Origin of the sequence: Pseudomonas sp. ADAK13, from assembly GCF_012935715.1 — a bacterium.
Taxonomy (GTDB): domain Bacteria; phylum Pseudomonadota; class Gammaproteobacteria; order Pseudomonadales; family Pseudomonadaceae; genus Aquipseudomonas.
Genome location: NZ_CP052860.1, coordinates 2959537 through 2982331 on the forward strand (window position 1 = coordinate 2959537; position 22795 = coordinate 2982331).

Below are 22795 nucleotides of genomic sequence, written 5' to 3' on the forward strand. Positions count from 1 at the left end.
GCATGAACGTGGCTGTCTCGCCCACAGAGCGAAGTTTGAGCTGGAGACGAATGCTGCTGTTGGCGCTTCTGTGGGTATGCACGCCTCTCGCTTTTGCCCAGCCGCCTGCCGGCATCGCCGATCAACGGGCCAAGTCGGTCACTCAGGTCGTCCTGGGTATTCTCAGTTATGCCCGTTGGCCGGTAGAGCCCGCGCAATTGCGCCTGTGCATCGTCGGGCCGACCCAATACACCGATGACCTGGTCAAAGGCACGACTCAGGCCACCGGCCGTCCGGTGGTGGTGCAACGGTTGCTGGCCGACCACCCGGACATCGCCAATGCCTGTGACGCCGTGTACATCGGCCAATTGACCAGCGACGAGCGCAGCCGCCTGTTCGCGTCACTGATCGGCCATCCGGTGCTCAGCATCAGCGAAGGCGGCGACCAATGCACCGTGGGCAGCCTGTTCTGTTTGCGGGTGGCCGATGAACAGGTGTCGTTCGAGGTTAACCTCGACTCTGTTGCCCGCAGCGGTGTGCGCATTCATCCGAGCGTACTGCAACTGTCCCGCCGTCGAGCGTCAGGGTCATGAGGTTCGGTAAAGCGCCGGTGCGCCCAACCTTGCGTTCGGTGATTGGTCGCGGGCACCTGAGCCTGGCACTGATGGCGGTCAGCATGGCCAGTATCTCCCTGACGCTGCTTGGCGTGCTGGCGCTGCGGGTGTATGCCGACCACAACCTGCACCTGATCGCCCGTTCCATCAACTACACCGTGGAAGCGGCCGTGGTGTTCAACGACAGTGCCGCGGCGACTGAAGCCTTGGCCGTGATTGCCTCGGAGGAAGAAGTGGCCGAGGCAGAAGTCTTCAACATTGAAGGCAAGCAGTTGGCGCATTGGGAGCGCCCGGAAACCGGGATGCTGTCCATGATTGAGCTGCACCTGGCACACGCCCTGCTTGAACAACCCATCAGCCAACCGATTTTGCACCAGGGCCAGGTCATCGGCAGCGTGCACCTGACCGGCCATGGCGGCAGCCTGTTGCGTTTTCTGCTCAGCGGGCTGGCCGGGATCCTGGTGTGCACCGCACTCAGCGCCTGGGTCGCGTTGTTCCTGGCGCGACGGCTGTTGCGCGGCATCACCGGGCCATTGCACAGCCTGGCCTCGGTGGCCCACGCCGCCCGCAGCGAGCGGGCGTTTGACCGGCGCGTGCCACCGGCGCAAATCGCCGAGCTCGACAGCCTGGGCAATGACTTCAACGCCTTGCTCGATGAGATGGAAGCCTGGCAAACCCACCTGCAAAGTGAAAACGAAACCCTCGCCCACCAGGCCAGCCACGACAGCCTGACCGGGTTGCCCAACCGGGCGTTCTTCGAAGGACGATTGATCCGGGCCCTGCGCAGCGCCGCCAAACTCAACGAGAAAGTGGCGGTGCTGTTCCTCGACAGCGACCGCTTCAAAGACATCAACGACAACTTCGGGCACGCCGCCGGCGACGCGGTATTAGTGGCGGTGGCGGCGCGCGTGCGTGCGCAGTTGCGCGAAGACGATCTGGTGGCCCGCTTGGGGGGCGATGAATTTGCGATCCTGCTGTCGCCCCTGCACAAGCTGGAGGACGCCCAGCGCATCGCCGACAAAATCATCGCCAGCATGGATGCACCGATTCCTCTGCCCGGCGACACCCAGGTATTGACCTCACTCAGTATCGGCATCGCCGTCTACCCTGATCATGGTGCCACCCCGGGCACCCTGCTCAATGCCGCCGACGCGGCGATGTACCAGGCCAAACGGCTTTCCCAAGGTGGCCAGCAAACGGCGGAGTCGGAGTCCCTCGCCGTCAACATTCAACACAGGAGTTGATCCCTTGTTTTCGACCGCACGCGTTTTGTTTATCACCTTGCTCGTGGCCTTGCTCGCCCTGACGGGCTGCCAGACCCCGCCGCCCAAAGGCCTGACGCCCGCGCAAATTGCCGTGCTCAAGCAACAGGGTTTTGAACTGACAGACGAGGGCTGGGCCTTCGGCCTGTCGGGCAAGGTGCTGTTTGGCAGCGACGTCGAAAGCCTGAATGGGCCCAGCACCGAGATCGTCCAGCGCATCGGCAAGGCGCTGCTGGGCGTGGGCATTGAGCGGGTGCGGGTCGACGGCCACACCGACGCCTCGGGCAAGGAAACCTACAACCAGCAACTGTCCCTGCGCCGGGCAAAAAGCGTGGCCAAGGTGCTGACCAGCATCGGGATGAAAGAAGAAAACGTACAGCTGCGCGGGCTGGGCAGCAGCGAGCCGGTGGCCTCCAACGCGACAGCGGCGGGGCGCACCGAGAATCGCCGGGTGTCGATTGTGGTGATTGCCGACTAAGCTGGCGCCCTCGTTCGCTCTATGGAATGCGTTCAAAAATGTGGGAGCGGGCTTGCTCGCGAAGGCGGTGGATCAGTTGATAAATTCGGCGACTGACACACTGCTATCGCGGGCAAGCCCGGCTCCCACATTTTATTTATGGTGTGTTTGATCGCTTAATCCGCAAACCTCATGTCGCGGGTTTCCCCCATCAACAACGGCTGATTCTGCTCCGTCACCTCGCGGATGTAGTCCCACAGCAGGGTGATCCGTTTCAACTTCCTCAGGTCCTCGCGGCAGTACATCCAGAACTGCCGCGTAATGTTGATCTCCTTGCCCAGCACCGGCAGCAATCGCGGGTCCTGCGCCGCCAAAAAGCACGGCAGAATCGCCAACGACCTTCCTTGCTGTGCGGCTACGTACTGCGCGATCACGCTGGTACTGCGCAAGCTGGCGCTGGCGCCGGGCACCACGTTGGCCAGGTACAGCAGCTCTGAACTGAACGCCAGGTCGTCCACGTAACTGATAAACGGATGTTCGGCCAAGTCCGCTGCCCGGCGGATGGGCGGGTGCTGGTCCAGATACTCCTGGGTCGCGTAAAGCTGCAGCTTGTAATCGCACAACTTGCAGCACACGTACGGCCCGTGTTCCGGGCGCTCCAGGGCGATGACGATATCCGCCTCGCGCTTGGACAGGCTGATGAAGTGGGGCAGGGGCAGGATATCCACCGAGATCGCCGGGTAGGTGTCGACAAAGTGGCTCAGTTGCGGGGTGACGAAGAAACTGCCGAACCCTTCGGTGCAGCCCATGCGCACGTGGCCGGACAGCGCCACGCCAGAGCCCGAGACCTGTTCGCAGGCCATGTGCAAGGTGCTTTCGATGGACTCGGCGTAACCCAGCAAACGCTGGCCTTCGGTGGTCAGAACGAAGCCGTTGGTCCGGGACTTTTCAAACAGCAGGGTGCCCAACGATCCTTCAAGCGAACTGATGCGCCGCGACACGGTGGTGTAGTCCACCGCCAGGCGCTTGGCGGCGACGCTGGCCTTGCGGGTGCGGGCAACTTCGAGGAAAAACTTCAGGTCATCCCAGTTCAGGGAGCCTAACGACGTGATGTTTTTTTGCATATTGGACCGGCTTTTATGTGCGTTCTTATTAGAAGTTTGCACATCTATACTCCAAAAACAGTCCGAACGCCTCATCATCAAGGCGATTCAACGCCTTGGTTCTCTGCATACCTATAAGAATTGGAGACCACATGAACGCATCTGCCGATATTTCCGTGCAACAGGTCAAGCTGCTGATCAACGGCGAGTGGGTCGAATCCAAGACCACCGAATGGCAAGACATCGTCAACCCGGCCACCCAGCAAGTGTTGGCCCGCGTACCGTTTTCCACCCCCGAAGAAGTCAACGCGGCCATCGACGCCGCCCATCGCGCCTTCCAGACCTGGAAGCTGACGCCGATCGGTGCGCGCATGCGCATCATGCTCAAGCTGCAAGCCTTGATCCGCGAGCACTCCAAGCGCATCGCCGTAGTGCTCAGCGCCGAGCAGGGCAAGACCATTGCCGACGCTGAAGGCGACATTTTTCGTGGCCTGGAAGTGGTCGAGCACGCGTGCTCCATCGGCACTTTGCAGATGGGCGAATTCGCTGAAAACGTCGCCGGCGGCGTCGATACCTACACCCTGCGCCAGCCGATCGGCGTGTGCGCCGGCATCACCCCGTTCAACTTCCCGGCGATGATTCCGCTGTGGATGTTCCCGATGGCCATCGCCTGCGGTAACACCTTCGTACTCAAGCCGTCGGAACAGGACCCGCTGTCGACCGTGCTGCTGGTTGAGCTGGCGCTGGAAGCCGGCGTGCCAGCCGGTGTGTTGAACGTGGTTCACGGCGGCAAGGATGTGGTGGATGCGCTGTGCACCCACAAAGACATCAAGGCCGTGTCCTTCGTCGGTTCGACCGCTGTCGGTACCCACGTCTACGACCTGGCCGGCAAACACGGCAAGCGCGTGCAATCGATGATGGGCGCCAAGAACCACGCCGTGGTGCTGCCGGACGCCAACCGCGAACAAACTCTGAACGCCCTGGTAGGTGCCGGCTTCGGCGCGGCCGGCCAGCGTTGCATGGCGACTTCCGTGGTGGTGCTGGTGGGCGCGGCCAAGCAATGGCTGCCGGACCTCAAGGCCCTGGCGCAAAAACTCAAGGTGAACGCCGGCAGCGAAGCGGGCACCGATGTGGGGCCGGTGATCTCCAAGCGCGCCAAGGCACGCATCCTCGACCTGATCGAAAGCGGCGTGAAAGAAGGCGCCAAGCTGGAACTGGATGGCCGTGGCATCAAGGTGCCGGGTTTTGAAGACGGCAACTTCGTCGGCCCAACCCTGTTCTCCGGTGTGACCACCGACATGCAGATCTACACCCAGGAAATTTTCGGCCCTGTGCTGGTGGTGCTGGAAGTCGACACCCTCGACCAGGCCATCGCGCTGGTCAACGCCAACCCGTTCGGCAACGGCACCGGCCTGTTCACCCAGAGCGGTGCGGCGGCGCGTAAATTCCAGAGCGAAATCGATGTGGGCCAGGTCGGTATCAACATCCCGATCCCGGTACCGGTGCCGTTCTTCAGCTTCACCGGTTCACGCGGCTCGAAACTCGGCGACCTGGGCCCGTACGGCAAGCAAGTGGTGCAGTTCTACACCCAGACCAAAACCGTCACCAGCCGCTGGTTCGACGACGACAGCGTCAACGATGGCGTCAACACCACCATCAACTTGCGCTGATCGAGGAGATGACCATGAAGATTGCATTTATTGGCCTGGGCAACATGGGCGCGCCGATGGCGCGCAACCTGATCAAGGCGGGCCATACGCTGAACCTGTTTGACCTGAACCAGACCGTGCTCCAGGAACTGGCCGAGCTGGGCGGCACCATCAGCGCCTCACCGCGCGCCGCAGCAGAAGGCGCCGAGTTGGTGGTAACCATGCTTCCGGCGGCAGCCCACGTGCGCAGCGTATGGCTGGGTGGAGAAGGCGTGCTGGCCGGCATCGGCAAAGGCGTGCCGGCGGTGGATTGCAGCACCATCGACCCGCAGACCGCCCGCGATGTAGCAGCGGCGGCAGCAAAACAGGGCGTGGTGATGGCCGATGCCCCGGTGTCCGGCGGCACCGGCGGCGCCCAGGCCGGGACACTGACCTTCATGGTCGGCGCCACCCCGGAACTGTTCGCCACCCTGCAACCGGTACTGGCGCAGATGGGCCGCAACATCGTGCATTGCGGCGAAGTCGGCACCGGGCAAATCGCCAAGATCTGCAACAACCTGCTGCTGGGCATCACCATGGTCGGCGTCAGCGAAGCCATGGCCCTGGGCGATGCGCTGGGCATCGACACCCAAGTGTTGGCGGGGATTATCAACAGCTCCACCGGGCGCTGCTGGAGTTCGGACACCTACAACCCGTGGCCCGGGATTATCGAAACGGCACCGTCGTCCCGGGGTTATACCGGCGGGTTTGGTGCGGAACTGATGCTCAAGGATCTGGGGCTGGCCACTGAAGCCGCACGCCAGGCGCACCAACCGGTGATCCTCGGCGCAGTGGCGCAGCAGTTGTATCAATCGATGAGCCAGCGTGGGGAAGGGGGCCAGGACTTCTCGGCGATCATCAACAGCTATCGCAAGCCCAGGTAGGGCTGCTGTCTCTCACCACGGTGAGGCCCTGATTTTTACTGCGTAAACCTTTCAGCACCAGCTCACCACTGGTGCTTTTTTTTGCCCTGAATAAACCCCTTTACTACGTTCGTGGGGAGCCGGTATTACTTATCGACTAATGCCTAGGCGTAAAGTCATTTTGCATTGTTATAACTGTGAAATAAAATTTTACAAGTTTGCTGAATAATGGCTGAATATCAAGTTATTGATCATGGGTTATTAATGGGTTTAGTGCTTGCGAAGTGCTCGGTTATAACGCGATTGTAATAAGTTTCGCGATTGTGTGTGCTCGGTTTGTCGTGGGTGTTCGTATTAATTGCCCATGTTTAATGCGTGTTTACTTTTCCCTTTGATGTTGACTATTGCCTCGCTAGTATCGGCTTCGCGAGCGTTGCGATGGTTGCCATGTCTCGATAATTTCCGCCGAAGCGTTGTACTTTTTAAAGTTGTGCAGGTGTGTCAGAGATGGCTAGCGAACGGATGCGTACATCGGGTTTACCAGGGCTGTCGGCCTCATCGGACGAGGCCGCCGTGGAACTCGAAAAAGCCCGCATCCTGGCCTGCCACCTCTCCCGGCTGCTCGACCTCTGGGCTCCCTTGAGGTCCAACCCTAGGCCCGGGCAGGCTTATTCTGATGCGAAGGATGTGCCACTTCATTCGGCGTCAGCGTGTTGCAAGCGCACCCGTGTGGGCCTGCAATTTCGTGAAGAAACCGGCGTGGGTTGATCGCTGTCAATCCTGACGAGTCCTCTATAAACGCAAAAAGAGTTTAGTGCTCGGCGGCAACTACCGTCGTGGGCATTCGCTCGCGCTGAAATACGTGTGTCCATATAAAAAACGGGTGAGAGATGAAAAACATAACAATTGTCGACAAGGCAACGGGGGCGGCGACGGAACATGCCTTTGGTAACGCCAGCCTCAAGGGAACCAGCATTGTAAAACTGCCGTTCGGACAAGAAAGCGTTCAATCGTTTCAACAGTCCGGCCAAAACCTGGTGGTCACTCTGAAGTCTGGAGAAACCATCACCATTCAGAACTTTTTTGTGGTGGGACCCGACGGCGCCGCTAACCAACTGGTCCTGGAAAATGCCGACGGAACATTGTTGCTCGGCAACTATTCCACGCCGTATTCGGGCTTCAACTTCACCGAAATCTCGACCCTGGACGACCTGGGTGTAGCAGCCATTGCTGCTGACAGTGCGGTACCGGACTGGGTGCTGTGGGGCTTGGGCATCCTCGCCGTCGGCGGTACCGCCGCGGCATTGAGCGGTGGTGGCGGTGGTGGTGGCCATCATCAAACGCCAGTCCCTGCACCCGGTGTTGCGACCGGTTTGGCGGTCAATGGCGCGGGAACGGTGGTTAGCGGTAAAGGCCAGGCTGGCACCACGGTCACCGTCAAGGATGCCGCCGGTAATGTACTGGGTACCGGCACTGTGGGCGCCGACGGCAACTTCCAGGTCAACCTGGGCAAGCCGCAAACCAATGGCGAAACCCTGCAAGTTGTCCTCAAGGATGCAGCGGGTCAGGAATCGCCACCTGCTCCTGTGGTAGCGGGTGATACAACAGCCCCCGCCGCACCGACCGGTTTGGCCGTCAGCGCAGACGGTACAACCATCAGCGGTAAGGGCGAGCCTAATTCGACCGTGACCATCAAGGATGCCAACGGCGATACCATCGGCACCGGCACTGTGGATGCTGAAGGCAACTTCCAGGTCACCCTGGAAACGCCGCAAACCAATGGCGAAACCCTGCAAGTCACCCTCAAGGACGCAGCGGGCAATGAATCGCCGGGCAGCCCCGTGGTGGCGGGCGACACCACTGCTCCAGATGCACCGGTCGACCTGGTGATCAGTGCCGATGGCTCAACCGTCAGCGGTAAAGGTGAACCGAACACTACCGTGACCATCAAGGACGCCGGTGGCAACGTGATCGGTACGGGCACCGTCGGCGCGGATGGCAATTTCCAGGCCTCGCTCGACACCCCCGCGACCGAGGGCGAAAGCCTCGCAGTCACGCTCAAGGACGCTGCTGGCAATGAGTCGGCGCCGGGTGCGTTGGTTGTCGCTGATATCGAGACACCGCTGGCGCCGCGCAATCTGGCAATCAGTGATGCCGGTGACACGCTCAGCGGTGAAGGCGCCGCAGCCCATAAGGTCACCATTCTCAACGATGCCGGTGAAGTGGTCGGCACCGGTACGGTGGCAGATGACGGTACATTCCTGGTTCAACTGAACGCGTTGCATATCAATGGTGAGCGGCTACGCGTATTCCTGCGCAATTTCTCGGGCAAAGAATCCCTGCCGGGCACTGCTTTCGCGGGCGACACCACCGCCCCTGACGCCCCAACCAACCTGATAGCTGGCGAAGATGGAAGCATTGTGACCGGCAAGGGGGAGCCAGGTGCGACTGTTACCGTCAAGGATGCTGATGGCAACGTGATCGGTACCGGCACGGTGGGCGACGACGGTAATTTCCAGGTCACCCTCGCCCCGCCTCAGGTTAACGGCGAAACACTGGCTGTCACATTGACCGACGCGGCAGGCAACGAGTCTATTCCCGCTTCTGTGATAGCTATTGATATTGATGATACGGACGCTGATGCGGATGCGGATGCGGATGCCGACGCTGATGCTGACGCAGACGCAGACGCAGACGCAGACGCAGACGCTGATGCCGACGCTGATGCTGATGCTGATGCTGATGCTGATGCCGATGCCGATGCCGATGCCGATGCCGACGCCGATGCGGACGCGGATGCTGACGCTGACGCTGATGCCGACGCGGATGCTGACGCCGACGCCGACGCGGATGCCGACGCTGATGCTGATGCGGACGCAGACGCGGATGCTGATGCCGATGCCGATGCCGATGCCGATGCCGATGCTGATGCCGACGCCGACGCCGACGCCGACGCTGATGCCGACGCCGACGCTGATGCCGACGCGGATGCTGATGCTGATGCTGATGCTGATGCTGATGCTGATGCTGATGCTGATGCCGACGCGGATGCTGATGCTGATGCCGACGCTGATGCTGATGCTGATGCCGACGCTGATGCTGATGCTGATGCTGATGCTGATGCTGATGCTGACGCTGATGCTGATGCTGATGCTGATGCTGATGCTGATGCCGATGCCGATGCCGATGCCGATGCCGATGCTGATGCTGACGCTGACGCTGACGCTGACGCTGATGCTGACGCGGATGCGGATGCCGACGCTGATGCTGACGCGGATGCGGATGCGGATGCGGATGCCGACGCTGATGCTGACGCGGACGCGGATGCGGATGCGGATGCGGATGCGGATGCCGACGCTGATGCCGACGCTGATGCTGATGCTGATGCTGATGCTGATGCTGATGCTGATGCCGACGCTGATGCCGACGCTGATGCTGATGCTGATGCTGATGCCGACGCTGATGCCGATGCCGATGCCGACGCCGATGCCGACGCGGATGCCGACGCTGATGCCGACGCCGATGCCGATGCCGATGCCGATGCTGATGCTGATGCTGATGCTGATGCTGATGCTGATGCGGACGCTGATGCTGATGCTGATGCTGATGCTGATGCTGATGCTGATGCGGACGCTGATGCTGATGCTGATGCTGATGCTGATGCTGATGCTGATGCGGACGCTGATGCTGATGCTGATGCTGATGCTGATGCTGATGCTGATGCGGACGCTGATGCTGATGCTGATGCTGATGCTGATGCTGATGCTGATGCCGACGCTGATGCCGATGCCGACGCCGATGCCGACGCGGATGCCGACGCTGATGCCGACGCCGACGCCGATGCCGATGCCGATGCTGATGCTGATGCTGATGCGGACGCTGATGCTGATGCTGATGCTGATGCTGATGCTGATGCCGATGCCGATGCCGATGCTGACGCTGATGCCGACGCTGATGCTGATGCGGACGCTGACGCTGACGCTGATGCCGATGCCGATGCTGATGCCGATGCTGACGCTGACGCTGACGCTGACGCTGATGCTGATGCTGATGCTGATGCTGATGCTGATGCTGATGCTGATGCTGATGCGGACGCTGACGCTGATGCCGATGCCGATGCCGATGCTGATGCCGATGCTGACGCTGACGCTGACGCTGACGCTGACGCTGATGCTGATGCTGATGCTGATGCTGATGCTGATGCTGATGCTGATGCCGACGCCGACGCCGACGCCGATGCTGACGCTGATGCTGATGCTGATGCTGATGCTGATGCTGATGCCGACGCGGATGCTGACGCTGATGCTGATGCTGACGCTGATGCGGACGCTGATGCTGATGCCGATGCCGATGCTGATGCTGACGCTGACGCTGATGCCGACGCCGACGCCGACGCCGACGCCGATGCAGACGCCGATGCCGACGCGGATGCCGATGCCGACGCCGACGCCGATCTTGAAGCCTTCGATGATCTCGCCACCGGCGAAGTGACCATCAAACCCGTAACGTCCGATACCGCTCTGGCCGATATGCGCGTCTTCACCCTGTTGGGTATCGGCGGCATCATCCTGGGCGATCACACCAAGCAGCAGGAATTCTCGGTTGCCGAGGGCTCCAGCGGGACGTTGAACCTGCAGTTTGCCCAGGCCGACCTGGTCTCGCTATTGGGCGGTGGCTTCACCGCGACGCTGGAAGTGAGCGACGGTGCAGGTGGATGGTTGCCGGTGCAACAAGGCAGTAACGGTTCGGGCCTGCTCGACCTGTTAGGTCTGTTCGGACAAAGCTCCAGCGCCAAAATCGAAGGGCTGGAAGCCGGGCAGTATCGCTTTACGCTCAAGCTCGACCCCAACCTGGTCAGCGTCGGTGCAGGCGCCACGGCCAAGCTGAGCGTCACCAATGAAAGCCTGACCGACTTCACCGGTGTAGCGGGGCCGGATGTCACCGGCAACGTCATCACCGACCCGGGCATCGGCGGTCAACCGGATGAACCGGGAACCGGCGGACCAGTGAAGGTACAGGTTGAGGTTGAAGGCGAATTTGTAGATGCCGACGCCACCACGGGTACGGTGCTGCAGGGCCAATATGGTCAACTGACCATTTTTGCCAACGGCGACTACAAGTACACCCCGAATGGCGATATCGCCAACATCGGCAAGGTGGATGCCTTCGAGTATCACCTGGTCAATGGTTCCGGTGGTTCGGCCTCGGCAACCTTGTATGTACGCATCGACAGCCCAAGTGTCGACGTGGAGTGGAGTGCTACCGATCCGTCGGCGCCAGGCGTGATCAACACGGTCGCCAATGACGACCTGGGTTCGGCACAGATCGACATTGTCAACCTGGTCACCCAGGCCGACCTGGCGACCCTGAGCTACAACCTGGCACTGCTCGGAAGCAGTACGGGTACGGGTGCAGCCATCAACGTTGGCACGGGCACGACCGCAGAGCTTGCGATCAACGTCACCGTCACCGGCATTGCGTTGTTGCCAGGCACGACCGTCAACCTGCAGAAGTTCATCGATAACGCATGGGTCACGCAGCAGACCACTACCCAGGCGAACTACACGTTCAAAGGGCTGGATGCCGGGACCTATCGCGTGACCGGGACGACCGGTGCGGTGCTGTCTCTGAGTGCGCTGCACATCGCTCAGAAGCTCACTACCACCTTCCTCACGGAGTTCGTCACCGGCGCGATGGAAAATGCGACAGGCAACCTGCTGTCCGACAGCTTGTCCGGGCCGGATGTACTCGGTTCGCCGCTGACGGTACTCAGTGTGCTGGTCAACGGGGTCTATGTGATTCCTGGGCAAACGGGGGCGAACATCAACGGTGACCACGGCACATTGACCGTGTTCGCCGATGGCAAGTACGTCTACACCCCGCATGCAGGGCTGACGCTGGACGAGATTGGCCAGGTGGATAAATTCACCTACAAGCTCACCACGCCAACCGGCCAGGAAGACACTGCCGACCTGTACATCCGCATCGACTCACCGGATCGCGACCTGGTCTGGGACGACACCAACCCGGGTGCGCCCGCCACTGAAGGTGCCGGTATTGCCGCTGCCCACAGTGCGGTGGACCAGGTGGTGGATGACGGCGCCAACGTTGACGGCGATCACCACGATGCCGTGGTGGCCGACGACACCGACTTCACCCATGTCGATGCTGGCGCGGGTGCAGACGGGTTGCTGTGGGAGGGTGGCGATGCAGCCATCAACCTCACCGACCTGATTGGCACAGTCAGCGGGGTGCACAGCATCGACCTGAACGATGTCAGCGCCGTTGACCTGACCTTGAGCCTCGAAGACCTGGTGTCCATCACCGGGCCTGAGTCGGATCGCTTGATGATCCAGGGTGACGATCAGGACAGCGTGCATTTGACAGGTGACTGGAGCGCCGGCGCGACCCAGGTAGAGAACGGTCTTGAGTACGTGATCTACACCAGTGCGGAAGATGAAACCCATCAGCTCTGGGTACAGAGCGGCATCAGCGTGGTGTAACGCCACGCCTGGCGACCGGGCCGCAAGGCCCGGTTTTCCTCTCCAACGGTATTGCAGCGATGGGCCATGACGTCAGTCACGGCCCGTTGTTGTACTCATCAGGTTTGACAACAGTCAGGTGACTAGCAGTGAGGCAAAAGAGTTTGGCCAAGCAGCTGTCTGCCGTAATTCTGGCAGTCGCAATGATCGCGCCCGAGAGTGCGCCGGTCATGGCAGCGTCGTATATCGACGATGAAGAACGCGTCAACATCATCAGCCCGAGCAACCTGGGCACACATTTACCCGGCGGGCCAACGAGCGTAAGCGCACCGGTGGCACCCGAGCACGTCATACCGAGCAACCTTGACCTGACACGCGCCATTCAACTGGCGGTGGAATGGCATCCGGCAATTTCCGAGGCGATCGGCCAGCTGTACCAACAAAACGAGAACGTGAACATCGCCCGTTCCGGTTACTACCCGCAAGTCAGCGGCGGCTTCAATTCGGGCTACGACAGTGGCCTGACGGGCAACGGCCAGAGCCGCGCGTTTTCCTTGTCGGCCTCGCAGATGCTGTATGACTTCGGCAAGGTTTCAAGTTCTGTCGACAGCGCCCTGGCACGGGTCAGTGCCAGCCAGGCGTCGGTGTTGCTGTCGATTGATCAGGTGGCCCGGGATACCTCGTTCGCCGTGATCGAATTGCAGCGCTCGCAGTTGCTGGTGCAACTGGCGCGCGAGCAGGTCGACGGCATTTCGGCGATTGCAGAGCTGGCGAAAAAGCGCAGCGACATGGGCGCCAGCACCCGTTCGGACCTCATCCAGGCCCGCTCGCGGGTCGAGGCCTCAATGGCGACGCAACTGCAATTCGCCGCGCAATTCAATCGCTGGCGCAGCACCTTGAGCAGCCTCTTGGGGGCTCAGTCACCGGTGAGTGTTGCCAATGGTTTTCCGGCAAGCCTGGAACAATCCTGCGTAGGCGTGGTGCCCGATACGGCGGTCACGCCGACATTGCTGATCGCCCAGGCGCAGCGTGTCGATGCGCTGGCGCTGATTGCACAAGCCCGTGCCGAGGCGTTGCCGACCGTGTCGCTGGACCCGTCCATCACGCACTACCTGGACAGCAACGACGACAGCAACGTCCCCGGCGGCCGCGACCGTACCCGTTATGGCGTATTTCTCAACGTGAAAATGCCGCTGTACCAGGGCGGCGCAATCACCGCGCGTAAATCTGCGGCGCAACAGGCCCTGCGTTCCGCGGATGCCGCCAATGACGCCGCGCGCCTCGCGGTACGCCAGGGGTTGCTGGAAGCGCGAGACCAGATATCAAGCCTAAGTCAGCGCCTTTCCACCCTGGATTTTCGTGAGCGCAGCATCTCCGAAACCCGCGACCTGTATCGCCAGCAGTACCTCGAACTGGGCACACGGCCGTTGCTCGACCTGCTGAATGCCGAGCAGGAAATTCACCAGGCACGCATGGACCGGGAAAACACCGCCGCTGACCTGCGTCGCCTGAAAATCGATTGCCTCTACAACACGGGTGCACTGCGCACGGCGTTCCACCTGGACAACAGCACCCTGCAAGGTGTGGAGATTCGGCCATGAATGATGCTGTGATGCTTGCGCATGAAACCAACGCAGTACAAACACCGCTGAACCCGGCGCCTGCAGTGGATTATGAAGTGTGGCTGGAGGCCGTCCTGAGCGTGGCCCGGCATTACCGCCTGGAATGCTCGGCCCAAAGCGTGCGAATCGCCGCACAATGGACCGAAGGCGCTTCGGTGGAAGAGGTGGTACGGCAGATGGCCCGCCAGGCGGGGTTGAACTGCGTGATTGCGGACTTCAGCGAAACCACGCTGATGCAGCGTCAATTACCGGTAGTGCTGCAATTTGCCGACGGCCAGGTGGGCGTGCTCGAAACCCTCGGCGACGGCGAAAACCTGGGCATCGCCTACAGCGGCGACGGCGGCCTGCAAAGCCGGCTCACCCGCCAGGACCTGTTGGAGCAAGCGCGCAAGAGCGTGATTCTGCGACCCATGACGGCAGTGCGTGACCGGCGTGTGGACGACTACATCAAGCCTTACGAGAAGGCGTGGTTCAAAAACATCGTGCTGCGCGATCTGCGGCCCTATGGCTACGTCATGCTCGCCTCATTGGTCACCAGCGTGCTCGGTCTGGCCGGCGTGCTGTTTTCGATGCAGGTGTACGACCGGGTGATCCCGGCCGAATCCATGCCCACCCTGTATGTGCTCTTTGGCGGGGTGATGCTGGCGCTGGTGTTTGATTTCATCATGCGCATCACCCGTGTACGCATCACCGACATGCTCGGCAAACGCGCCGATTTGCGTGTCTCCGACCTGGTCTTCGGGCATGCCATTCGCTTGCGTAACAGCGCCCGGCCGAAGTCCACCGGCTCGTTCATTTCGCAGCTCAAGGAGCTGGAACAACTGCGTGAGCTGATCACCTCCAGCACCGCCACGGCGCTGGCCGACCTGCCGTTCTTCCTGCTGTTTCTGGTGATCTACTGGTTGATCGCCGGCCCGCTGGTGGCGGTGCCGATGGTGGCCGTGCTGTTCCTGATAGTCCCGGGGCTGTTGGCGCAGAAAAAACTCGCGGCACTGGCGAATGAATCGATGCGCGAAAGCTCGTTGCGCAGCGCCATGCTGGTGGAAACGGTGCAAGGGCTGGACGATATCAAGGCGCTGCAGGCTGAACAGCGCTTCCAGCAGCAATGGAATCACTACAACGCCACCTGCGGCGATGCCAGTCTGCGCTTGCGCATGCTCACCAACAAACTGGTGACCTGGAGCAACAATGTGCAGGGCTCGGTGTTTGCCGTGGTAGTGGTGTTCGGTGCGCCGATGGTCATGGCCAGCGAAATGACCACCGGTAGCCTGGTGGCCGCCTCCATCCTGGCGTCGCGGATGATGGCGCCGATGTCCCAGATCACCCAGGTGCTGACGCGCTGGCAGCAGGCCAAGGTCGCGCTGCAAGGCCTGAACCGGATCATGGAATTGCCGGTGGATCATCCCGAGGGCAGCAAGCGCGTGCACCTGCCGGTGATCAAAGGCCAATACGCGCTAAGCCAGGCGGCGTTCCAGTATTCCGACGACGCCCCTGTGCCGGCGTTGCGTGTGGCGGACTTGAAGATCCAGCCGGGGGAGCGCATCGCAATTCTGGGGCGTAACGGCGCCGGAAAATCCACATTGTTACAGGCGTTGGCCGGGATGCTTGATCTCAAGGCTGGCACCATCAGCCTCGACGGTGTTGCCCTCAGTCACATCGACCCGGCGGACGTGCGCCGCGATGTGGGGCTGATGACGCAAAACTCGCGGCTGTTCCACGGCACCCTGCGCGACAACCTGATCATGGGGGCCCCGCATGCCAGCGACCAGGAAATCCTCCAGGCTCTGGTGTTGACCGGCGCCGCCGACTTTATCGGCAAGTTCGCCGACGGCATGGACCACATGATCCTGGAGGGCGGCCTCGGTCTGTCGGGCGGGCAGCGTCAGTCGCTGCTGCTGTCGCGGCTGATCATTCGCCAGCCGCATATCGTGCTGCTCGATGAACCCACCGCCTCCCTCGATGAAGCCACCGAGCGCCAGTTGATCCACAACCTCGACCGCTGGGCCGCCCACCGCACGCTGATTATCGCCACGCATCGCATGAGTGTATTGAGCCTGGTGAATCGGGTGATCGTGGTCGACAACGGCCAGATCATCGTTGATGACAGCAAAGACAACGCGATTGCGCGGCTGTCCAAACCCAAGGGGAACACCCAGTGAAAAGCCATGCGCCGAAAACCATTCCCCTGCTCGCCACCGAAGACGAAGGCGCCCGGCATAGCCACGACGGCGTGGATGAGCACACCGTGGTACGCGCCACGCGTGTGGTGGGTTGGGTGTTTGTCATGCTGATTGCGTTTGGTGCCTGGGCTTACTTTTTTGAAGTGGACGAAGTCTCGACGGGCAGCGGCAAAGTCATCCCGACCTCGCGAGAGCAAATTATCCAGTCGCTGGAAGGTGGCATCGTCACTGAGTTGAATGTGGCTGAGGGCGATATTGTCAAAAATGGCCAGACGTTAGCCAAGCTTGACCCGACCAAAACCGAATCCAACTTTGACGAAAGTGCCTCCAAATACCGGGCGTCGCTGGCCAGCGTCGCGCGTTTGCAGGCTGAGGTAGATGGCAAGCCGTTGCTGTTCCCGCCGGAGCTTGAGCGTTACCCGGCACTGGTACGCGCCGAAACCGACCTGTTCAACACACGGCGCAAGGGCCTTGAAGAGTCGTTGGCCGGCGTGCGTTCGTCCCTCGGGCTGGTGCGCAGCGAGCTGGAAATTACCGAAAACCTGGCCAAGGTCGGCGCCGCCAGCAACGTTGAAGTGCTGCGTCTCAAGCGCCAAAAGGCCGAGTTGGAGTTGAAGCTGACCCAGGCTCGCTCCGAGTACATGGTACGAGCCGGTGAGGATCTGGCCAAGGTCAACGCCGACGTCGAGACGCTGTCGTCGGTCATGCGCGGGCGCTCGGATTCGGTGACTCGCCTGACCCTGCGCTCGCCGGTGCGCGGTATCGTCAAGGGCATTGAGGTCACCACCATCGGCGGGATCATCCCGCCCAACGGGCGCTTGATGCAGATTGTGCCGCTGGATGAGCAGTTGTTGATCGAGGCGCGCATCTCCCCGCGGGACATCGCCTTTATCCACCCCGACCAAGTGGCCAAGGTTAAGATCACTGCCTACGACTACTCCATTTATGGTGGCATGGACGGCAAGGTAGTGACCATTTCGCCAGACACCATCCAGGACGAGGTCAAGCCGGAAGTTTTCTACTACCGCGTGTTTATTCGCACCGACGCCGACACCTTGAGAAACAAGGCCGGCAAGTCGTTCTCGATCGTGCCGGGGATGATCGCTTCGGTAGATATCAAGACCGGCCAGAAAACCGTGCTCGACTATTTGATCAAACCCATGAACCGTGCGCGCGAGGCCTTGCGTGAACGCTAGCGGAGGTCGCCGTGATCAGGTTTGCGCTGTGGTGGGGGCTGCTGTTGAGCGGTGTGCCGGGCGCGTGGGCCCTGAGTGACGGTTCGACACCGTTGCTTTGGAACACCCCGGCTGACCAGGCGACCTGCAACCAGGCCGACTCTTCACTTTGGGTTGAGTTTGCCGGGGGCGATGAGTGCATTCGTTATTTTGCCGGGGCGGTGCTGAGCCATGCGCCAGTGGTGATCGTGATGTTTCATGGCGACCGCAACGTGGAAATGCACCGCTCTCCCGAGTCGATCCGTGGCAATAGCCTGGCCGCCAAGGTCACGCAGGCCAAGGCACTCAGCCGGCGCGCGGGCGTGCCGGTGGTGATTGTGGCGCGGCCTGGTACCTACGGGTCCAGCGGCAACCATGGGCAGCGGCGCCAAGCGCGCGAGTTTATTGCGCTGGATGGCGCGCTGAACGAACTGCGAAAACGCTACAGCATCGGGCAGTTTGTGTTGCTGGGGCACAGCGGCGGCGCCACGGTGGCGGCGGCATTGTTAACCTTGGGGCGTACCGATATGAAGTGTGTGGTGATGACTTCCGGGGCGTTCGCTCTGGTGCAGCGCGCGCAGATGTTGCGTCAAAGCAAAGGCTTGCCTTCGCGTCCGGGACGCGACACCAATGGGTTACTGCACCCTTATGATCCCCTCGAACACATCGCCGGCATTGCCGTCGCGCCTGCGCGGCAGTTGTTCGTGATTGGCAGCGTGGACGACCAGGTAACGCCATTCGTGTTGCAGGAACGTTTTTACCAGGCGCTGATTCGCGCCGGGCATCGTGCACAGTTGGTCAAGGCGCAGGGCGTGCCTGCGGTGTTTCACCAACTGCGCAATGAGATTGGCCTGAAGACGGCTGCGGGTTGCGCGGGCTAGCCCGCAGGCACCGCCTGTTCGGCTGTGTTCAGCCAATCACAGATCTGCGACAACCCGGTACCACCGGAGCTCTTGACCAGTACCCAATCCCCCGGCTGGAACCACTGATCGGGGTGGTGTGCCAACGCCTGGCTTAATGCCTTGGCATTCTCGAACCACTGCACTGACAGCTCGTTGCGTAGCTCCCGGTACAGCTCAAGCATCAGCGGCCCGCAGAGCACCAAATGCCTGGGCGCCGCCGTGCGCAGCGAGTCAGCCAAGTCCAGGTGGTAGCGCTGGGCGTCGGGGCCCAGTTCCAGCATGTCGCCCAACACCAACACCCGGTGCCGTGAGGCCACGGGCAGGTCGGTCATCGAACGCAAGGCCGCGACCATCGAACCGGGGTTGGCGTTGTATGCATCGTTGATCAGTTGGAAATGCCCGCCGGTGCACTTGATCGAGAGGATATTGCCGCGACCTTCCACCGCTTTGAAACCGGTCAACACCTCCAGTGCGTGCTCGGCCTCAAGTCCGGCGGCGAACAGCGACGCGAGCACCCCCAGCGCGTTGAGCACCATGTGTCGGCCGCGAGCACTCAGGCTGAAACTCAGCCGTTGCGTGCCACGTTGCGCGGTGACGCAGACCCGGTCGGCCTCGCTGCGCACGTCGAGCAGGCGTACGTCGGCATCGGCATGTTCGCCATAGCTGGTCACGTGCAAGCGCGCCATTTCGGCGGCATGGGCGAACACCTCGTAGTGCGGCATGTCACGGCACAGCACCGCGTGGCCGCCGGGTGCCATCGAGCGGAAGATCGCGCTCTTTTTACGCGCCAGGTTCTCAAGAGTGCCGTGGTATTCCAGGTGCGCCGGAGCCAGCCCGGTCACGATAGCAATGTGTGGGCGCACCAGCTCCGAGTTAATCGGCATGCGGCCCACGGCCATTTCGAGTACCCAGAATCTGGCGGGGCGGGGCATGCTCGCCAGGTTCCAGGCGATGCCATGGGGCAGGTTGGCGTTGGCCTCGGTGTGCCCCACTTCCCCCCAGTGGTTCAGCGCGTGGGCGAGCATGGCGACCACAGTTGTTTTGCCAAAGCTGCCGGTGACGCCGAACACCTGGCCGGCGAATTGCTGCCTGGCGTATCGACCCATTTGCAGCATGGCCTCGCTGGTGTCGGCAACCTGCAACACCGGCAGGCCACTGTTCAGATAGGGCGTCGGGTCTACACACAAGAAAGCCGAAGGGCGCCGCTCAGGGCTCGCCTGAGCCCAGCGCAGTGCCGACTGCTCTTCGTTGGGGCCGACTTTGCCGGGATGCCGATTGAGCATGCGTTGCGGTTTGAAAAACTGCATCGACGGCGTCAAACCCGACGTGTACCAGCCGGCCGGCGGCTGTTTTGCCCAAGTCCCGTGGGTCACACGGGCTAAGGTGTTGGCGTCCCAGGCCCAGTCGAGGGGGGCTGCATCCTGGGCCAGGCTCACCTGCGGCGCGCCGTTGAGCAGGTAGCGGTGGTAGGCAATCAGCCCCGAAAGGTAATGCTCCACGTCGTCGATGCGCACCCTGAACGCGTGGTGACGGATAAAAAACGAACCGACAATGCGCGCAGGGTTGGCGAAGTACATCGCCATCTCCGGCCAGAAATACCCGTTGAGCAGATAGCGCGCACGATGATGCAAGGCTCGGTAAAACGCGTGCAGATCGATCGCGGTGAGCAGATGGCGCAAATCGGATTGTTGGGCGATGCGTTCAAGCATCTGTTGCGCGGCCATCATTAATTCCAGCAGGGTCGGAAAAGTGGTGATTCGCTGCTGCACGAACCCCAGGTAACCCGCAACGTTATTCAGGCCGAAGCGGAAATACTTCTCGTCAGGTCGGTAGCGCGTCAGTTCGTTTACGCAGTAGCTGAGCCAGTGATCGTGCTCGCGCCAGTGCTCTTTTTCGATGAAGTAGTCGAAGGCTTTCTCCACCACGGTCAACCAGCGTTCATCGCGGGTCAGGCCGTAGAGGCGGATCAGCCCGAACGCGGCTTCGCCGTCGTAGTAGATAATCCGGAACGCCTCTTTTACAGCGAGGTCGCGGCCATGCAAGACATGCACGAAGGCGCCGGTGGTCGCGTCCTGCATCCAGGCCATGCCATTGGCCAGGGCTTCCAGCACGGGTAGATAGTGGCGGGTACCGGTGACTTCGCTGTACTTGACCAGAGCCAGCAGGCACACGGCATTGCCGCCCAGTTTGATCTCGTCACCGGTGTCCAGCAGATACGCGGCTACGCTGGCGTCGGGCAGCACGTAGGATTTGATCAGCTCCTGGGTGAGGCAGGCCAGCGAGCGGTCGATGGCGGACTTAAGCGCTTCATCGCCGGTCAGTGCCCAGGCCTCGATCATTGAGTAGGTGGTACTGGCATGGCGCAACGTGTTGTAGTTTTTTATCGCCCGGTCGAAGCACGGGAAATAGCCGTAGACGAACTGTCCGCTGTCCTGCACCTGCGCGCCCAGGTAGTTTGCGGCGCTGGTGATGCTCGCCCTTACCATGCCGGGCTCCAGCGCTGCCAACGTGCGCCAGCCAGTTTCTGCCGGGCCCGGGTTCAGCAAGTGGGGTACGCCGTCTTCTGCACAAAAAACGCCCAGCGTGTCGAACATGAACACCGGTGTTTCAGGTTTCAGCGTGGCGATCAGGTCGGCGGTATTGAGCCCTGTAAAACGACGCCTGGCATACACCGTAAAATTTCCGGCATTGAAGGTCGCGTGATTGATAGCGTTGCCGCCATACAGAATCGCGTTGGCATTCAGTTCCTGCTCGGTGATCGCAATTTGCAGCGTCGCATCGAAGGCAATACCGTGCCGGAAGTAATTACGCTTGTGGCGCTTGAAGCGCGCATTGAGTTGGGCCCAGGTGATAGGGCTTACGTTAATTGCGTATTCGACGCGTATCCATGAACGTTCGGCGATGTTGTCCGACTTCGCACAGTTTCGTTCGTAGCTTTCCTGCACTTGTTGTATGCCGGTTTGCCAGGCGGTTTCGAAGTTATCTGCCGTTACATGAAAAACATGTGCGCGCCGTGTAGTGTCGCTCAGAGAGAAAAACAAGGTACAGGGTGCAGTGTCTGATGATATAGCAGGCCCATTAATTTCCTTGCTCAAATGAGCATAACAAGCAAGCAGTTGCTGTTTCACAGACATAGTTCATCACCAGTCATTAACTTGGACAGGAGGGGGCATGCAGTTCCGCGAATAAACTGCACGCCGAACGATAGATAAGGAGGAAGTTGTGCCGTGTTTTTATAAAGGCAAATCAGCCGAGCTTATATATCAGGAATAGAGTGATGAATCCTCTTTCGCCGGTTCCAGGACGGAAGGAGGGATTTGGCTCTCGTACTGCTGGAGATGGTCGCGAATGAGCTTGCGAATGACCTGAGAAATAGTAAGGTCAACTTCCTCAGACAATGACTCAAGACGCTGCTTGGTCGGATGGTCGATGAGAATGGTCAGACGCGTTGTTTTTTCAGGCATTTTCTTGATCCTTTTACAAAAGCGCGGTCTCGACTGCCGCGTGCAGTAAGTGCTGGAAGACGTATAGGTTCCTTAGAACAAACCAATGGGGTGATCAATTGATTCATTGGAAGTCTAATTCAAATCGATGCGCGTTTTCCATCACTGTGCGGAGAAGGTTGCGATAATGTGAAGTTCTGCACCTTCTTCGCGGCTCTTATTATCATAGGGTTATAATGCTATGAACATCAGATATAGCCGGTTTTCAAGAAAGCTATCTCAAACTGTAGGGGGTGTCAAAAGCCAATATTATCTATAACTAAAGTAGTGGTTGTACTGTTTGGTGAGTTTGATTATGTATTTTCACGCATTACGTCATGACGGCTTTTCAAAAACTTGGCGCTCACAACATTCTGTCACAAAATACCAATTGATTGTTTTGGAATGCAAGGGTTTGTTATTCGCAAATAATAGGGGATGTAATTGGAAGGGGGGTAGGAAGAAGCGGCTTGTAAGTCAGAGGGGAGGCTGGTCGTGGTTCAGGCAAAAGGGGCCAGGGACCCCTTTCCGGGCAGAGTGATCAGGCAAACACAAAATACTTGCGCACCGTCTCGACCACTTCCCACGTCCCCTTCATCCCCGGCTCCACCACAAAGATATCCCCAGCCCGCAAATGGATCGGCTCCAGGCCATCCGGGGTGATCACGCAGTAGCCTTCCTGGAAGTGGCAGTATTCCCACTTCACATACTCCACCCGCCATTTGCCCGGGGTGCAGATCCAGGTGCCCATGATCTTGCTGCCGTCTTCGCTGGTGTAGGCGTTGAGGTTGACGGTGTGCGGGTCGCCTTCGAGTTTTTCCCATTTGCAGGCGTCCAGCACCGGCAGTGGGTGGGTGTCGCGCAGTACGGTGATTGGCTTGGACATGATGATTCCGAGGCAGAGGAAGGGAAGTCCGAACCCTATCGCCTTGGGCCGCCCGCCAATG

14 protein-coding genes and 1 pseudogene are annotated in these 22795 nt (G+C 60.4%); 11 read left to right on the forward strand and 4 right to left on the reverse strand.

Features of this window, described 5'->3' with window-relative positions; all coding sequences use genetic code 11:
• The first annotated feature begins 2 nt into the window (after positions 1-2).
• From HKK54_RS13700 to HKK54_RS13710, 3 genes are read left to right on the forward strand one after another with little or no spacing between them, the layout of a single operon-like run.
• Positions 3-572, forward strand: coding sequence for a YfiR family protein (locus tag HKK54_RS13700; RefSeq protein ID WP_029616047.1), 570 nt, complete (start codon positions 3-5; stop codon positions 570-572).
• Positions 569-1837 carry a diguanylate cyclase domain-containing protein gene (locus tag HKK54_RS13705; protein WP_010174158.1) on the forward strand — a complete coding sequence of 423 codons (1269 nt, stop codon included), beginning with the start codon at positions 569-571 and terminating at the stop codon, positions 1835-1837. The genes HKK54_RS13700 and HKK54_RS13705 overlap by 4 nt, the downstream gene beginning before the upstream one ends.
• 4 nt (positions 1838-1841) lie before the next feature.
• Positions 1842-2333, forward strand: coding sequence for an OmpA family protein (locus tag HKK54_RS13710; RefSeq protein WP_010174161.1), 492 nt, complete (start codon positions 1842-1844; stop codon positions 2331-2333).
• Positions 2334-2488: 155 nt separating this feature from the next.
• On the opposite strand, the gene HKK54_RS13715 is transcribed toward HKK54_RS13710, so the two are convergent.
• Positions 2489-3436, reverse strand: a complete 948-nt coding sequence (locus tag HKK54_RS13715; RefSeq protein ID WP_010174163.1) for a LysR family transcriptional regulator — start codon at positions 3434-3436, stop codon at positions 2489-2491.
• A gap of 131 nt (positions 3437-3567) precedes the next feature.
• On the opposite strand from HKK54_RS13715, the gene HKK54_RS13720 reads away from it, so the two are divergent.
• From HKK54_RS13720 to HKK54_RS13770, 8 genes and pseudogenes are all read left to right on the forward strand, one after another.
• A complete protein-coding gene (locus HKK54_RS13720) occupies positions 3568-5085 on the forward strand; it encodes a CoA-acylating methylmalonate-semialdehyde dehydrogenase (protein WP_010174165.1) in 1518 nt (505 codons plus the stop codon).
• A 14-nt stretch (positions 5086-5099) separates the two neighbouring features.
• A complete protein-coding gene (mmsB, locus tag HKK54_RS13725) occupies positions 5100-5987 on the forward strand; it encodes a 3-hydroxyisobutyrate dehydrogenase (RefSeq protein ID WP_169387014.1) in 888 nt (295 codons plus the stop codon).
• An 869-nt stretch (positions 5988-6856) separates the two neighbouring features.
• Positions 6857-8527, forward strand: a pseudogene (locus HKK54_RS33980) (Ig-like domain-containing protein); the annotation flags it as partial.
• A gap of 1968 nt (positions 8528-10495) precedes the next feature.
• Positions 10496-12469 (forward strand): BapA/Bap/LapF family large adhesin, encoded by a 1974-nt coding sequence (locus tag HKK54_RS33595; RefSeq protein WP_237151059.1) that lies wholly within the window; start codon positions 10496-10498, stop codon positions 12467-12469.
• Positions 12470-12651: 182 nt separating this feature from the next.
• Positions 12652-14049 carry a TolC family outer membrane protein gene (locus HKK54_RS13755; RefSeq protein ID WP_178120981.1) on the forward strand — a complete coding sequence of 466 codons (1398 nt, stop codon included), beginning with the start codon at positions 12652-12654 and terminating at the stop codon, positions 14047-14049.
• Positions 14046-16229, forward strand: a complete 2184-nt coding sequence (locus tag HKK54_RS13760) for a type I secretion system permease/ATPase (RefSeq protein ID WP_169387016.1) — start codon at positions 14046-14048, stop codon at positions 16227-16229. The genes HKK54_RS13755 and HKK54_RS13760 overlap by 4 nt, the downstream gene beginning before the upstream one ends.
• A 26-nt stretch (positions 16230-16255) precedes the next feature.
• The gene (locus HKK54_RS13765) at positions 16256-17446 is read left to right on the forward strand and encodes an HlyD family efflux transporter periplasmic adaptor subunit (RefSeq protein WP_169389282.1); all 1191 of its coding nucleotides are present in this window, start codon (positions 16256-16258) and stop codon (positions 17444-17446) included.
• 11 nt (positions 17447-17457) lie between these two features.
• Positions 17458-18345 carry an alpha/beta hydrolase family protein gene (locus tag HKK54_RS13770; RefSeq protein WP_169387017.1) on the forward strand — a complete coding sequence of 296 codons (888 nt, stop codon included), beginning with the start codon at positions 17458-17460 and terminating at the stop codon, positions 18343-18345.
• On the opposite strand, the gene HKK54_RS13775 is transcribed toward HKK54_RS13770, so the two are convergent.
• From HKK54_RS13775 to HKK54_RS13785, 3 genes are all read right to left on the reverse strand, one after another.
• Complete coding sequence (locus HKK54_RS13775) at positions 18342-21311, reverse strand: UDP-N-acetylmuramoyl-tripeptide--D-alanyl-D-alanine ligase (protein ID WP_237151060.1); 2970 nt, start codon at positions 21309-21311, stop codon at positions 18342-18344. The genes HKK54_RS13770 and HKK54_RS13775 overlap by 4 nt on opposite strands.
• Positions 21312-21629: 318 nt before the next feature.
• On the reverse strand, positions 21630-21830 hold the full coding sequence (locus HKK54_RS13780) for a hypothetical protein (protein ID WP_010174179.1): 201 nt from the start codon (positions 21828-21830) through the stop codon (positions 21630-21632).
• 559 nt (positions 21831-22389) lie between these two features.
• Positions 22390-22734, reverse strand: coding sequence for a cupin domain-containing protein (locus HKK54_RS13785; RefSeq protein ID WP_003212331.1), 345 nt, complete (start codon positions 22732-22734; stop codon positions 22390-22392).
• Positions 22735-22795: the final 61 nt, after the last annotated feature.